Origin of the sequence: Coprothermobacter sp. (genome assembly GCA_013824685.1) — a bacterium.
In the GTDB taxonomy this organism is placed as follows: domain Bacteria; phylum Caldisericota; class Caldisericia; order Cryosericales; family Cryosericaceae; genus Cryosericum.
This window is the reverse complement of the sequence record PNOG01000013.1, coordinates 1-14,362: the sequence shown is the minus strand read 5'-3', so window position 1 is coordinate 14,362 and position 14,362 is coordinate 1. Positions and strand designations below refer to the sequence as shown.

Genomic DNA, 14,362 nt, shown 5'->3' with positions numbered 1-14,362 from the left:
AGACAGAACATTACAGAAGGAGCTGACCATGAACGAAAACCTGAACAAAGCCATATCCTACGTCGAACAGTACTTCGTCGGCAAGAACACGGTCGTCGATGTCGCCTTTGCGACGCTGCTCGCCGGCGGGCACATTTTCCTCGAGGACGTCCCCGGTCTGGGCAAGACGACACTCGCCAACCTCATCTCCCGCTCGCTTGGGCTGGAGTTCAAGCGCATCCAGTTCACCCCGGACCTCCTGCCGTCGGATATCTCCGGCGTTTCGGTCTATGACCAGAAAACGCAGGAATTCCGGCTGAAACGGGGACCGATCTTCACCAACCTTCTGCTGGCAGACGAGATCAACCGCGGCACCCCCAAAACGCAGTCCGCGCTGCTTGAGGCCATGGCCGAATACCAGGTCACCATCGACGGGACCATCGTCAAGCTGGACCGTCCCTTCGTGGTCATGGCGACCATGAATCCCATCGAGTACGAGGGTACCTTCCCGTTGCCCGAGGCGCAACTGGACCGCTTCATGGCCCGACTGACGATTGGATATCCGAGCAAGGAGAAGGAAGAGGAGATCGTCACCGGCTTCTATGCCCGGGTCAAGGTCATCAGCGACGACGTCCGTATCATCTCACGTGACGACCTGACGACGATGCAGAAAGAGGTCGAGGACGTTTTCATCGCGCCGGAATTGATCACCTACATCGTTTCGCTGGTCGACGCCACGCGGCACGACGATACCGTCTACCTTGGACTGTCTCCTCGTGGCAGCATCGACCTCATGCGTCTCAGCAAGGCGTACGCGTATCTTCAGAGTCGCGACTTCGTCATCCCGGACGACATCAAGCTGGTTTTCCCGTTCGTCTCGGGACACCGGCTCATCCTGCAGGCTGAAGCCCGTCTCCGGGGCGTCACGACCAACGAGGTCGTGACCAATACTCTCAAGAACGTCCCCATTCCCAAACTGGCTGACTACAGCAAGCAATGAAGCGGTACCTCCCCCCGAGCATGTTGGTTCAATGCGAGGGGTGCTTCCGCACCGCCTCCCGCGGCCTGACTCTCGGGGCCGGGCTGGCCGTGCTGTGGCTTGTCCTGGGAAGTCATGCACTGTTCTTCACCGCATGTGCAGCCGTCCTGTACAGTGTCGTGCTGCCCGTCGTCATGATGCGTTCGATCGACACGGCCGGCGTCTCGGTCCTCGTCAGGCGTCAGCTGGTCATGATGGGCAAGCCGGACATGGTCAGTGTGAGTCTGACCGGTACCGGAGCACGCAGCCCACTACGCTATGACGTCTCGCTGTGCCTGCCACCCTATCTGGTCAAGAAACATGAAAGACACGCTCCGAGCGGTTTGATGGTCTTCTTCGAGGCCAATCGGCGGGGGGACTATCAAGTAGGTGACACAATCGTGACCATCCAGGACCCCCTCCGGGTGTTCTCGCTGTCTCGCGCGTTATCCAGTCCACAGCGTGTCACCGTTTTTCCCCGGCTACTTTCCTTTCCCCGGCTACGCATCGCCCTTACATCTCCTCTCGACGGACAGCGCGTGCGCTTTGCCCCGAACTACGACACGAGCCAGCTTACAGGCACTCACCCGTATGCGGACGACCCGCTGAACCGCATTCACTGGAAGGTGTCCGCACATACCGGGGCACTATATGCAAAAGACTTCAGCCCCAGCGCCTCCAAGACCGTCGTCATCCTGCTCAACCTGACACTGCGCCACACGCCGATCTTCGATACCGACGTTTTTGAGGACTATATGTGCACCGTCGCCGGCTCCATTGCGAACTATGCCGGCGACGCCCATCTGCCCTTCGGACTGATAATCCTGGGGCGGGAACAGTTGAACAGCGGCTATGGAACCGGCAGTGCCCATCTCGTCAAGTGCCTGTCTCTGCTCGCCCGCGCCCAGTCGGTCGTCGAGCCCGATCCATCCAAAGCCGTCTTCCTGGATTACCTGCAGACCCGGAAGTTCGCCATCCCCTCGCGCTCGCAGCTGTTTCTCATCCAGCAGGAAATGACCGAGAACGAAATCGGGACACTGCTCCGGATGCGAGCACAGTTCTCCAGGCTATCCATCGCCCTGTTCCCGCAGGGAAGTTTTCGACACTACGACGAGCACAAGACTCCCTATTTCATGCAGGACTATGTGCAGATCGAGCGTCTGCGGTCTGCCCAGAAGGTCCTGCGCGATGCAGGTGTCGACCTGTCCATCATTGGACTCAACGACACGCTTGGCGTCCTGTCGGGGATTTGACGTGAACGAGCCCCATCTGCACCTGCGGAACCTTCCGGAACGATTCGCAGCAGCGGCAGTCGCAGGGATGGCCGCGTGGTGGTTCACCCACACGGCAGTTCCCTTCTGGTGGGCAGCCTTGCCGTGTGTGGCACTCGCCTTCGCAACGCTCTTTCGGCGCGCTTGGCCGACCTGGCTGGCTTGGGGAGCAGCGACCGGCGGACTGGCCGCCCTCCTGGCCCTTACGCTGCGCTCACCCCGTGCCGAGATCGTGTTTGCCTCCATCGCACTGGCACTCGTGTTCGCTGGATTGACGGCGGCGACGTGTGCACTGGTGACGTCGCGTGCCTTTCCGCGGAAGACTGCGTCGCTCATCGTATGGCTGGCCGTCGCTGCCGCGCTGACCGGTCAGGGATCTCCCTGGATCGCGCCGGCCGCCCTGGCAATTCTAGGCACAGCCGGCCTCCTGGCCAACCGCCAAGAGGTCCCTCATGGCAACGGCCTCCGTCCGCTTCTCCCCCTGCTGGTCAGTCTCTTCCTGCTTGTCGTCATCGTCAGTGCTTCTCCCGTCGGCCGCTCTCCCGCCCAGGGTCCCCTGTCGACGTTCGTCCAGCATTCTCTGTTTCCGGACGCCCCTGCGCCTCTGCCACCTCAGCAATCGAGTCAAGTCCCAGGCGGACAGCAGTCATCCAGGAACCCGGTCCGCTATGTCGCCCCGATGCTCCGACTGTGGTTGTATGGCCTCGAACGCACGCTGCTGCCGTGGGCCGTGCCTCTTGTCCTCGGATTGCTGACGCTGGTTCTGGGACTCATCATTCTCATGCTGCTGACCCGCAGTCCGATCTCTCATGTCCTGCGCATGCTGACGCCTCCGTTGCTCATCCTTGGCGCCGCCGCCCTCGCCGCTGTCCTGGTCTCTGGTCTGCAACTGCCTCGAGGACCGGCACTGGCCAAGTTATATGAGCAACTGGGCAGGATCGGTGAACTTGCCCGCGCCCAGCAGCCTGCGGCTATCGACCAGGCGCTCCGCCAGGCAACGCTCCCCGTGCCCTCATGGCTGCAGGTTCTTGGTGTCGTCGTCGCCTCGGCGGCTGCCGTCGCCATCGTCTTCATGGTCGTGCTTATCCTCTCGAGGGCAGCATTCGAAACGCGCTACGGCTTTCTGCGCACCATTACAGACTCTCAGGAACGGAGACAGGTTGCCGCTTCCATTCGCCGGATGGCATCCCTGGACGAGGCTCTGCTGATTGCGAACCCGCGCGAGGCTGTCATCGCCCTTTTCTACATGGGAGTTGCCGCCCTTCAGGACCTGCCTCTCTCTCTTGCCCGTGGCGAGACCCCCGAAGAGCTGGTGATACGAGCCCGTGAACGGTCCGAAACCGTCGCGTCTTCTCTGGAACTCCTTGTGACAGCGTTCTACCGGGCCCGCTATTCTGACCAGGACATTCAACCTCAGCAGGCCATTGCGTCTCGGGACGCGTACAAGAGTCTTGTCGCCGCCATCAAGACCGCAATTGAGGGCAAGCGGTCCTCCCAATCGCGCGCCGTCACAATCACGTAGACAATTCGACGCGGGACATCCTTCCCAGAACAGGTATTTTGGTTCTGTCAAGCCCTTGAGCCGCATCTTCACAATGCTTGACGCACTCTCCTGCCACCGTAGAATGGTTATGTTCCTGCTGAGGGTGCGACAGTCTGAAGTGTCCGGCGCAGAATGAGTCAAGACCATCAGCAGTACTTGGGGGCGATACGCATGCAATACGTAATCAAGCGCACAGGTGAAAAAGTACCCTTCGACCAAGCCAAGATACGCATCGCTATCATGAAAGCCGGCAAGGCTACGAAGGAATTCGACGAGACTGAACCGGAACGCCTGACGCGCATTATCGTCGCCCAGATCCCCGACGACATCGCCACGGTCGAACAGATCCAGGACCTCGTCGAGCAGACTCTCATGGAGTCACGCCATCACAAGACGGCCAAAGCCTATATCCTCTACCGCGAGCAGCACCGAAAGCTGCGCGACCTCAAGACACTGCTTGACCCCCGCGAGACAATCCAGAAATACCTGGAGAAACTGGACTGGCGCGTCAACGAGAACTCCAACACCAGCTACTCTCTTCAGGGGCTCAACATGCACCTTGCGACAAGCGTCGTGAGTCGGTACTGGTTGAACGAGGTCTATCCGCCGGAAGTACGGGACGCGCACGTGGGTGGCGACATCTACGTTCACGATCTGGGATACCTGGCAGCCTACTGTGTGGGCTGGGACCTCAAGGATCTTCTCCTGAGGGGACTCGGAGGCGTGTACGGCAAGGTCGAAAGCAAGCCCGCCAAGCATTTCCGCTCGGCGCTGGGGCAGATGGTCAACTTCATCTTCACCATGCAGGGTGAGGCAGCCGGCGCACAGGCGTTCAGCTCGGTCGACACCTATCTCGCGCCCTTCATCCGCTACGATCACCTGCGCTATGACGAGGTCAAGCAGGCCGTGCAGGAGTTCGTGTTCAACATGAACGTCCCCACACGGTCGGGTTTCCAATCCCCCTTCAGCAACATCACCCTGGATCTGCACCCGCACGGCGCCACGGCCGGCGAGGAAGCCATTATCGGCGGAAAGCCTGTGCTCGAGACCTATGCGGACTTCCAGCCAGAGATGGACATGTTCAACCGCGCATTCGCCGAAGTCATGCTTGCCGGCGACGCCAAGGGCCGTGTCTTCTCGTTCCCCATCCCCACGTACAATATTACCAAGGACTTCGACTGGCAGAACCCTGTCTATGACCCCATCTTCGAGATGACCGCCAAGTTCGGCATCCCGTACTGGAGCAATTTTGTGAACAGCGACATGGATCCGGACGATGCCCGCTCAATGTGCTGTCGTTTGAGGCTCGACACGCGCGAACTGCGGAAGAGAGGCGGCGGATTGTTTGCGGCCAACCCTCTCACCGGTTCCATTGGGGTCGTCACCATCGACCTCCCGCGTATCGGCTACCTCTCTCATAGCAGAGACGAGCTGTTCGGGCACCTGTCCCACGTCATGGACGTCGCTCGCACGTCGCTCGAAATCAAGCGCAAGATCATCGAAAACCTGACGACGGCAGGACTCTATCCCTATTCACGTCACTACCTTGATGGAGTCAAGCAGTGCAACGGGTTCTACTGGGCCAACCATTTCAACACGATTGGTATCAACGGCATGAACGAACTCCTGCTCAATTTCGCCGGTGTCACAATTGCTGAACCCGACGGACAACGTCTGGCGCTCGAGATCATGGATTTCATGCTGGGCAAGCTAGAGGAGTTCCAGCACGCAAGTGGACAGCTGTATAACCTTGAAGCAACCCCCGCCGAATCAGCAACCTATGTGCTGGCCAAGCAGGACAAGGCTCTGTATCCAGACATCATCGTGGCAAACGAAGAGGCCGTCAAGAACGGAGCCGACCCCTACTACACCAACTCCACGCAGTTGCCCGTGACGTACACGACCGACCCGTTCGAGGCGCTTGACCTCCAGGACCCGCTTCAGGTCAAATATACAGGAGGCACCGTCGTCCACCTGTTCCTCGGCGAACGGCTGGAAAGCGCGGATCAGGCCAAGCAGCTGGTGCGCGCAGTCACGAACAGCTATCGACTGCCCTACTTCACGCTAACGCCCACGTTCTCGGTATGCCCCAAACACGGGTACATCGCCGGCAATCATCCATTCTGCCCCAGGTGCGACGAAGATCTGGTCGTCGAGGCACAGAAGGTAGCTGCGGGCCCTGCCTCTGAAGACGTCCCGTTTGCAACCCGTCCTGAAAGCTAGGAGGTGTCTGCCCCATGAGAAGATTCCGTCGTCCCAAGAAGAAAGCCATCTTCCTTGCCGTCGCTGTCCTGGTTCTTGCTGCGTCTGTGTTCCTCGTCGCACGCAACCTGAATTCGAACGGCACACCGGGGACCACGGCAAGACCCTCGAAGAATGATGTCGGACTGTATCTGGACAAGGGCGACCTCTGGCAGTGGGTAGGCGGGCGCAAGACACAGCTGACCAAGGTGGGTACGGTCGTCACCTTCGACTGGCACCCCGCCGGAGGCGAGCTTGTCTACGTGACCAGCGAAGCCAACGGTTCCTACAAGGCTGTCGACCGGAAACTGGCGTCCAAGCAGGAACTTGTGATCAGCCAGGGCAAAACCGAGATGTGGCCCAAACTGCTTTGTTCTTCGAGTGGCGTCCTGCTGGTCGAGGCTTCGCCGACGACGACTCCGCGGCTGCTGCAGCTGGCCATAACTTCACTGGGCTATGAAGGCACGACAAGTGGCTCATTCTGGACACAGGTTCCACTGACAAGAGAACAGTTTGACCGGACGACGCGACTGATCATGGACGGATCGACACCTCTCATCGTCTCTCCCGGCGGCATCTGGACGATCGCCGCCTCAAGTCTCGGCTTCGACACGGCTCACACGTTTCTCGGCCCGACAGGAGTCACGTTTGCCGATGGTACATTCTTTGGCCCCATGCAGGATACCAAGGGGGCGTTCCTCGGCATCAAGACCAAGGATGGCAAGGTCACGAGCGTAACTCCGCCACCCACGTCAACAGGCATCCTCCAGCCCTTCGTGCGCGGCGCATCACGGACGACCGATAGCAAGACACTTGTCTACGAACTTGGCATCTATGGTTCAGGTACGAGCGCCGACGGCAAGACCGCCCCACTGACCTATGAGACGTGGCAGTACGTCGAGGGCTCGCGCAGCCCCAAGCTTATCGTCAAGAGCAGCGCCCCATCGCTGTTCGCCTATCAATTCACGGGCGGCACTGCACCCGTTGCCGCCGGCATGCAGCCCGGCGCGACGCTGACGACCGAAACGGGACTTATGTTCCGGGACCGGCCCATTACCATCGGCAGCAAGGTCCTGGAAGTGGCAGCCCCCACGGAGACAAGGACAGCTCTGGCTCTCGGTCAGGGCTGGGTTCAGGCAAAGGGGCTCGGTCAGGCAAAGGGAAAGACCGGCTGGGTCTATGGCGGATATGCCAGAATAGCGCGCGGATCGACAACGTATGCGCCGTTTGCCAAGGTAACCGCTTCCAAGACTGTCAATGTCTACCTCGACGAGAGTCTCAGCGGAACCGCCACGACCGTACTTGAAAAGGGTGACAACGTCGTTGCAATGGGAATGACGGCGGACAAACGGGCAATCCGGATTATGCTGCCATCGGGAACGACGGCGTTCGTAGCGACAAGCAGTGTCACTGTATCTAATTGAAGTCCCGACTATACTTTGCCTGGTAAGAGGAGGTGACGAGTGAAAGAACTAGAGAATGGGGACCTGTTGCTGGACAACGGGATAACGGTATCCGCGTGGAGACGCACAAGGACTGAAGTCTACAGCCGCGTGGTTGGCTATCTGAGGCCCGTTTCCCAATGGAACAAGGGGAAAAAGGCGGAGTGGGCCGACAGGATATGCTTCGAGGCAAAGAAACAACACAACACAGCACAATGATCGCGTTGCGCAAAGCGCCGCTGGACATGGACCTCCTGCAGAACTGTCAGCGGCGTTTTCATATTGTCACGAGGGAAGTACCCTCTCGTGGAAAAACGGCGACATGAGGCTAGCGCACTACGAACCACTATCGCTCAGCGACTTCCCGGGCAGACTGGCCACAACCGTGTTCACGGTGGGCTGCAACTTCGCGTGTCCGTACTGCCACAACCCTGAGCTCGTTACCGCGACGGAGGATACGCCGCGACTGACCGAAGAGGCATTCTTTTCGTTTCTCGAACGCCGCAGGGGCAAACTCAACGGCGTCTGCATCACCGGGGGAGAACCGACGCTTCACGCCGATCTGGTCGGATTCATCGACCGCATTCGCGCTCTCGGCTATGCTGTCAAGCTGGACACTAACGGGTCCGACCCCGAGATGCTTGGAAACCTTCTGGAAACAAGCTCTCTGGACTATGTTGCCATGGATGTGAAAGCGCCGGCCTCGCGATACAGTGACGTGACAGGTAACCCGCATGCTCTCGCCCTCGCGGAGATCTCGATACAGCTTCTGGCCGGGAGTGACACCGTCCATGAATATCGGACGACCATCTTGCCTCTGCTGTTCAACGAAGTCGACATCGATGGCATCGCCGGCATGTTGCCCCCTGGATCGCGATACGTCATCCAGAACTTCGTCCCTACCAAGACCCTCGACCCGGACCTTGTCCGTGCCAGAGGATTTGAGTCCGGCGACCTCGAGACCATTGCGGACCGCACGCGCCTGCACTACCCTCTCCTCTACATCACCACACGAGGCGGCATCTAGGCTGAGCCGACCCGTTCACCGCATCCACCCCGGTCGCTCCTGTCTGCAGACGCCGGCCCCCACATCATCAGTCGCCTTTCACGCTGTAACGTATTTGTCTCTGCCACGTTTACATTAGCAAGGAAGGGTGATCTGGTGGGGATAGCTACCGCGGAACACTTGTCCGTCCTTACAGACAAGGAAGGAAGCACTCCACAGGCGCACCCGTAGTTGTGGCGATCATTGCTCGACACTAAATCCGGAGCGGACCGCCCCACTGTAGACAGCGTGAGTTCGTGTGTTTCGCAGGCACACGATATCACATACCCTGGGGATGCGGTGTCGCAGCCCCAGGGTACCCCGGCAAGAGCGTTCAGCAGCAGTATTGTCTCGCCACGTACTCAGACAGAGTCCGACCTCCTGCCGCCTGAGACAGCGCCGTAGATCATTTCCGACACCTGCACCATCAGACGCTTGGCCTGTAGTGCACGCTCAAATCCTGCCATAAACACGCACAGCGAGTATGTCGGGCCGCCCGTCACGCTCACGAGTTCAGCGTCGAGCAGAGAACCAGGCATACCACCCGTCTTTCCCGCCAGAGCGGCACTGCCGGGAAGCGGCCAGGCAATCAGGTCTCTCAGCTGGTTCATGCGCAGATAGCCAAGGATGCGTTCACTCGCCGCGTTCGAGACAAGACGATGCGTGTACAGCTGCGCCAGCATGTTGGCGATTTCAGCGGCGGTCACGCTGTTGTCGATTCCACGGGCGAGTGTCTCGCGGTCCATCATCCGACGTCGAATGCTGGTCACGGCATAGCCAAGGCGGTGCAGGACATCGTTCAGACGCTCCATGCCGATCTCCTCGATAAGCTGGTTGCAGGCCATGTTGTCAGACACACCCATCATCATGATGCACAGATCCTGGACCGACCACGGGCGAGTGCTGTCCAGATGCTTGAGAAGGCCAGTCCCATGAGGGGCAGGAACTGTCAGACGAATGGGCCGGTCCCACGCCAGTTCACCCAATTCCACCAGCTGCGCAACGCAGACCAGGAGCGGGATCTTAATGATCGACGCGGCTCCAAACGGGAGGCTGCCGTTCTGGGAGAAGATGAGACAACGGTCTTCTGCACTCAAGAGCTCAGCGTGCACGGCACATGGAAATGCGACCGTCGCAAGAACCCCTTGAAGCGCTTCCTGAACGGAAACGTACCGCGTGTCCTGCTTCACTCTGTCTCAGGCTTCGGCTGGTCGTGGTACACGCGTCGAACGAGCTTCCCGACAATACAGAGGACCTCGTAGCTGATCGTCTGGGCGAGTGAGCCCAGATCACCCGCGGTGATGCGCTGGTTTCCGGCTTCACCCATAAGAACAGCTTCGTCGCCCACCGTCACCCCCCGCACGTCCGACAGGTCGATCATGGTCTGATCCATGGTCACCCGTCCAATGACCGGCGCCCGCTTGCCACGAATGAGCACCGAGGCCTTGTTGGACAGCATGCGGGAATAGCCATCCGCGTAGCCTACTGGAAGGATACCCACCGTCGTCGGCTTGTAAGTCAAATAGCTGCGCCCATAGCTGATGCCATAGCCAGCAGGGACCTGTTTGAACGCCATCACCCGGGACTTCATCGACATTGCCGGTCGCAATCCCGCAATCGGCACGCCCTCAATGGGCGAACAACCATAGAGCAGCAACCCCGGACGGACCCCTTCGAAGGTCGCAGCCTTCATGGTCAGGATGCCGGCCGAGTTGCAGAAATGGGCAATAGGAGGCCGTATCCCCTCCACGGTCGACTGATGCAGAACTTTCTCGAATCTGCGCAACTGCATGGAGGAGTACGATTCGTCCGAGTCCGCACAGGAAAAATGCGAATAGAGCCCCTCGACCTCAAGACCTTTCATCCCGTTCAGCTTGTGCAACACGTCCAGCGCCCCTTCCGCAAGAACGCCGCCTCGTCCCATGCCTGTATCCACCTTGAGATGGACCGTCAGCTGCTTTCCGGCGGCGGCTTCGACGAGTTCGCGGGCGACGTCGTCGTTGGGGACGCTGAGCGTAATACCCTGAGCGATTGCCTCCTGGACTCCGAATACAGGGACATAGCCAAACACCAGCACGCGACCTTTGATTCCAGCTCGTCGAAGCTCAAGAGCCTCTTCCAGCGAAGCAAGTGCGAACCAGTCGGCGCCTTCTTCCTGGAGGACCCGCGCCACATGCACCGCACCATGCCCATAGGCATCGTTCTTGACAACGCACAGCACGTTGGTCTTTGCCGGCACCATCCCACGGATGACGTGATAGTTGCCCCGTACGCAGGCCAGATCGATCTCCAGCCACGTGGAACGCCCGAACTGCTCGACCGAAACCTTGTCCTCTCTCTTCATGACAAAACAATAGCACGATTCAGAGAGCGTTCAACACAGGAATACTCACTGATACGCAGTCTGCAGGCATGCTGTCCACGGTCACCGCCAAGTATGCAAACGTTGCCATTGACAAGAATCAGGTATTCCGTATAGTAGCGGTGTAATCGATAACTTCGTTATCGGTTATATGCCCTCCTTCGAAAACAGCCCGGACCGCGATCGCGCTTCGGGCTGTTTTCTTTGCTGCCCCTTCTACCAGAATCTGACAGGCTGATAGTCCGCGGTCGACTGGTGCAGTGGCGGCAACTCCCTGTCTCCTGCCGCGCTCCGCAACGCCTCCTCCATCGCAGCCGCGAAGAAACGCTCAGAGCTGTAGTGGTCGACAATGGCTACACAGCCTCCCCCCTGAGACACCTCGAGCGCCCCGTGATACATGACATCTCCCGTGATCAGTACCTGGGCTCCCGCTCTGATTGCAGCTGGGAGAAGTGACGATCCTGCTCCGGAACAGAAGGCCACGCGTTCGATAGCCTCCGGCAGGGTCCCGGCCACCGGCAATACCGAAAGAGCGAAGAACGACTTGATGAACGTGGCGAACTCTTCCGGACCCATGACATGAGGCAGCCTCCCCATGTGTCCAAACCCGGCAACTGGACTCCCAGGAAGATGTTCCTCGAAAACGTCGACTGCCCGCTCCTCGTATGGGTGCGCCCCGCGGAGGGCCTTCAGGACAGATGCCAGGTCCCGGCCGGACACGATGGTCTCGACGCGGTCCTCGGCCACGCTGGTCATGGCATTCTCCTCACCCACGAAGGGATGTGCCCCAGGATCAGGCACGAACCCACCCGTCCCGCCGGCCCGGAACGACGTGCGCGAATACGACCCGGTATGCCCTGCCCCAGCGCCAAACATCGCCTCCAGGACCTGTTCTCTGAACTCGGGAGGAACAAACGTGACAACTTTGTACAACCGTTCCGACTCGTGAAGCTCAAGAATGCGCAGGTCAGTGAGGCCCATCCGACGCGCCACAAATGTGTTGAGACCGTCCGGGGCAGCGTCGAAGTTCGTATGTACCGCCAACAGAGCCATGTCCATACGAATGGCGGCCAACAGCGCCGAGTGCTGGATCGGGTCCAGCTTCTTGATAGCCCTGAAGATGGGAGGATGATGGGACAGAATGAGATTGGCACCAACCCGGTCCGCCTCCTCGACTGTCTCGTGCGTGACATCCAGACAAAGGAGGACCCCGCGTACCTCGTCGTCCATTGAACCGACGATCAGTCCTGCGTTGTCATACTCCTCCTGCAGCCGAAACGGAGCTACCGTGTCGACGAGATCGTACAATTCCCGGATGCGCATTGCGCACCTCCTGTGTCAGCACATTGCGTTCGACAAGAGTATACGCCACGAATGACCGAACCGACAGGCAACTCACCAGGGAAGTCCCAGGCTAGCTTCCGGTTCCAGGAAGCTGGTCCTCGTTTGAACCAGCGTGCGCTGTTCTGTCCGCTCGTACCATCCCGAACACCAGAGCGGCTTCTCCCGCAAGAGCCACGAGATCGCCCGCGCTGTAGGCCGAACCCATGTCGCCGAGAAACGGCAGGACGATATAGTCTCCCAGAAGATTGAGGTGCGTCCGGTCACTCATGAGAACGACGTTGGCTGCGGTGCCATCCCTGACCAGCTCCTCTGCGTGAGAGCCCTGACCGGTGGCGACAAGCGCTTGGGGATCAGCCGGCATACGTCCGTGATTTGCGCCGATGACAAGGACGTTGAGCATCAGCCCGACCAGAAGAATCGGAACGCCGAAAACCCTGCGGTTCAGCAGCAGAAACGCCAGGAGCATGAGGAGGGTCAGGACATAGACGCCTGGAAGCAGCGCGCCAAGCAGCGATTCCCCGCGGGACGTAAAAATAAGTAGCTGAATTACGAACGCCCCTACGCCGAGAGGCAGAGCCTTCAGGTGAAAATTTTCGATGTAGCGGAGCCGTCCCCCGGTGAGTAGACTGGAGACCAGCGCGACACCCAGGACAATCAGGACGAGCATACTAGGCTTGAACGCCCGCTGCGATGCTGACTCCGTCCGTCGAGTCGATCTGCACAGCGGAGGGGAAGTTGGTCATGTCTCCTATCTCAAGGTGTGCATGAACAAGCTTCGTGAATGTGACCACCAGTTCTGGATCGAACTGTGCCCCGCGCTCCTGGTCCAGGATCTTCAGGGCTTCCGTGATCGTGAGGCTCTTGGCCCGGTAGGGTCGCATACTCACCATGGCGTCGAACGAATCTGCAACAGCAATGATGCGCGCACCAAGAGGAATGTTCTCACCCACGAGATGGTCCGGGTAACCCTTGCCATCATATCGCTCATGGTGGTGCAGGACGATCTCCCGTCCGCCCTGGAACAGCGTCAGCCCCTCCAGCAGGGCGGCGGAAACCCCCGGGTGCTCCATGATGTGATGGAACTCCTCCGCGCTCAGTCCTGGCTTGCGCAGCAGGCCGTCGTCCAGCCCGACCTTCCCCAGGTCGTGCAGCACAGCAGCCTGCAAAACCATGGCCTCTTCGCCACTCTCCATGCCAAGCTCATTACACATTTCTTCAACCCACGCCCGCACGCGCTTAGAGTGCTGAGCTGTCTCCGGACTCTTGCTCTCCAGGACGTCGACGAGCTTCTCGAGGATAGCCTGCGTCTGATTGCGGAGCGCCTGCTCTCGCTTCAACGCCGCATAGAGAAGGAGAAATGTCGGCAACATAAGGAGTATGGCGATGGGGTTGACTCGAAACAGCGCAGCCAGAACCATTCCCAGTGGGATGAGTGCTGCCGAGTCAAGCCAGCTCTGCCTGAGGAATGAACCCAGTACCCTCGGCCAGCTCTGATGAGTGAGGCTCGCGAACAACCCGGAGAAAACGAGAGAGTCGGCAATCAAGTAGAAGAAGGCACACACAAGAATCGCGAGCAGGTTTCGTCCTTCAAGAAATCCCACCACGGGGGATCTGAGCCAGCCGTACACGATGCTGGTACCTCCCACCGTGATGGCGTAGTGACCGGCATTGAAGATTATCTTCTCCAGCGACTTGTGACCAATCAGGTCACTCCCGATCGTTCCCAGGACAGCCAGGACCATACCAGGAACCGGAAGCCAGATGCATGCCACTGCAAACGTTATGGCCAGCGAGACCGTAACCTCTGTCTCCTCTCTACCATATCCGAAACTGACGATTGGATAGACGTCGGCAAGGATGACGAACACGAGCACCAACAGGAACCATGCTACGCTGATCGGAGCGCTCGTGTCACGCAGAGACCACCCCACTACGGCGGTCCCCACAGCGGCGAGCACCACAAACACTATGTATGCAATGCCCGACCGCGGCAGTCTTTCACTCACTAAGACGTTGCCTCCACATGAGACCAATGAACCTGCATCCTACACACCAATTGTCACCTGCAATTCCGTGCTGTCAAGCTGCTCCTCCGCGATTTCACTTCTTCCTGGGGT

General features: G+C 59.3%; 12 protein-coding genes. 7 read left to right on the top strand and 5 right to left on the bottom strand.

The window, feature by feature from the left end; translation table 11 throughout:
- The first annotated feature begins 28 nt into the window (after positions 1–28).
- From C0398_04785 to C0398_04755, 7 genes are all read left to right on the top strand, one after another.
- Positions 29–979 carry a magnesium chelatase gene (locus C0398_04785; protein MBA4365306.1) on the top strand — a complete coding sequence of 317 codons (951 nt, stop codon included), beginning with the start codon at positions 29–31 and terminating at the stop codon, positions 977–979.
- Positions 976–2,250 (top strand): hypothetical protein, encoded by a 1,275-nt coding sequence (locus C0398_04780; protein ID MBA4365305.1) that lies wholly within the window; start codon positions 976–978, stop codon positions 2,248–2,250. The genes C0398_04785 and C0398_04780 overlap by 4 nt, the downstream gene beginning before the upstream one ends.
- Position 2,251: 1 nt before the next feature.
- A complete protein-coding gene (locus C0398_04775) occupies positions 2,252–3,790 on the top strand; it encodes a hypothetical protein (protein ID MBA4365304.1) in 1,539 nt (512 codons plus the stop codon).
- Between the two features lie 192 nt (positions 3,791–3,982).
- Positions 3,983–6,034: a ribonucleoside triphosphate reductase gene (locus C0398_04770; protein MBA4365303.1), complete on the top strand. Its 2,052-nt coding sequence runs from the start codon at positions 3,983–3,985 to the stop codon at positions 6,032–6,034.
- Positions 6,035–6,048: 14 nt separating this feature from the next.
- On the top strand, positions 6,049–7,476 hold the full coding sequence (locus C0398_04765) for a hypothetical protein (GenBank protein ID MBA4365302.1): 1,428 nt from the start codon (positions 6,049–6,051) through the stop codon (positions 7,474–7,476).
- 39 nt (positions 7,477–7,515) lie between these two features.
- Positions 7,516–7,713 (top strand): hypothetical protein, encoded by a 198-nt coding sequence (locus C0398_04760; GenBank protein MBA4365301.1) that lies wholly within the window; start codon positions 7,516–7,518, stop codon positions 7,711–7,713.
- A gap of 103 nt (positions 7,714–7,816) precedes the next feature.
- Positions 7,817–8,521, top strand: a complete 705-nt coding sequence (locus tag C0398_04755) for an anaerobic ribonucleoside-triphosphate reductase activating protein (protein MBA4365300.1) — start codon at positions 7,817–7,819, stop codon at positions 8,519–8,521.
- Positions 8,522–8,901: 380 nt separating this feature from the next.
- On the opposite strand, the gene C0398_04750 is transcribed toward C0398_04755, so the two are convergent.
- From C0398_04750 to C0398_04730, 5 genes are all read right to left on the bottom strand, one after another.
- A complete protein-coding gene (locus C0398_04750; protein MBA4365299.1) occupies positions 8,902–9,729 on the bottom strand; it encodes a hypothetical protein in 828 nt (275 codons plus the stop codon).
- Entirely contained in the window at positions 9,726–10,883 is a 1,158-nt protein-coding gene (alr, locus tag C0398_04745; GenBank protein ID MBA4365298.1) for an alanine racemase, read from the bottom strand. Before alr ends, C0398_04750 begins: the two co-directional genes overlap by 4 nt.
- A 234-nt stretch (positions 10,884–11,117) precedes the next feature.
- Positions 11,118–12,224, bottom strand: coding sequence for a Nif3-like dinuclear metal center hexameric protein (locus C0398_04740; protein ID MBA4365297.1), 1,107 nt, complete (start codon positions 12,222–12,224; stop codon positions 11,118–11,120).
- Positions 12,225–12,315: 91 nt separating this feature from the next.
- Positions 12,316–12,912, bottom strand: coding sequence for a hypothetical protein (locus C0398_04735; GenBank protein ID MBA4365296.1), 597 nt, complete (start codon positions 12,910–12,912; stop codon positions 12,316–12,318).
- Between the two features lies 1 nt (position 12,913).
- Positions 12,914–14,251: a hypothetical protein gene (locus C0398_04730; protein MBA4365295.1), complete on the bottom strand. Its 1,338-nt coding sequence runs from the start codon at positions 14,249–14,251 to the stop codon at positions 12,914–12,916.
- Between the last annotated feature and the right edge of the window lie 111 nt (positions 14,252–14,362).

Bases quoted from the DNA above. Each gene is read 5' to 3' on its own strand.
- C0398_04780 (MBA4365305.1), top strand. From the start codon at position 976: ATGAAGCGGTACCTCCCCCCGAGCATGTTGGTTCAATGCGAGGGGTGC.
- C0398_04735 (MBA4365296.1), bottom strand. From the start codon at position 12,912: ATGCTCGTCCTGATTGTCCTGGGTGTCGCGCTGGTCTCCAGTCTACTC.
- C0398_04770 (MBA4365303.1), top strand. From the start codon at position 3,983: ATGCAATACGTAATCAAGCGCACAGGTGAAAAAGTACCCTTCGACCAA.
- C0398_04785 (MBA4365306.1), top strand. From the start codon at position 29: ATGAACGAAAACCTGAACAAAGCCATATCCTACGTCGAACAGTACTTC.
- C0398_04740 (MBA4365297.1), bottom strand. From the start codon at position 12,224: ATGCGCATCCGGGAATTGTACGATCTCGTCGACACGGTAGCTCCGTTT.
- C0398_04755 (MBA4365300.1), top strand. From the start codon at position 7,817: ATGAGGCTAGCGCACTACGAACCACTATCGCTCAGCGACTTCCCGGGC.
- alr (MBA4365298.1), bottom strand. From the start codon at position 10,883: ATGAAGAGAGAGGACAAGGTTTCGGTCGAGCAGTTCGGGCGTTCCACG.
- C0398_04765 (MBA4365302.1), top strand. From the start codon at position 6,049: ATGAGAAGATTCCGTCGTCCCAAGAAGAAAGCCATCTTCCTTGCCGTC.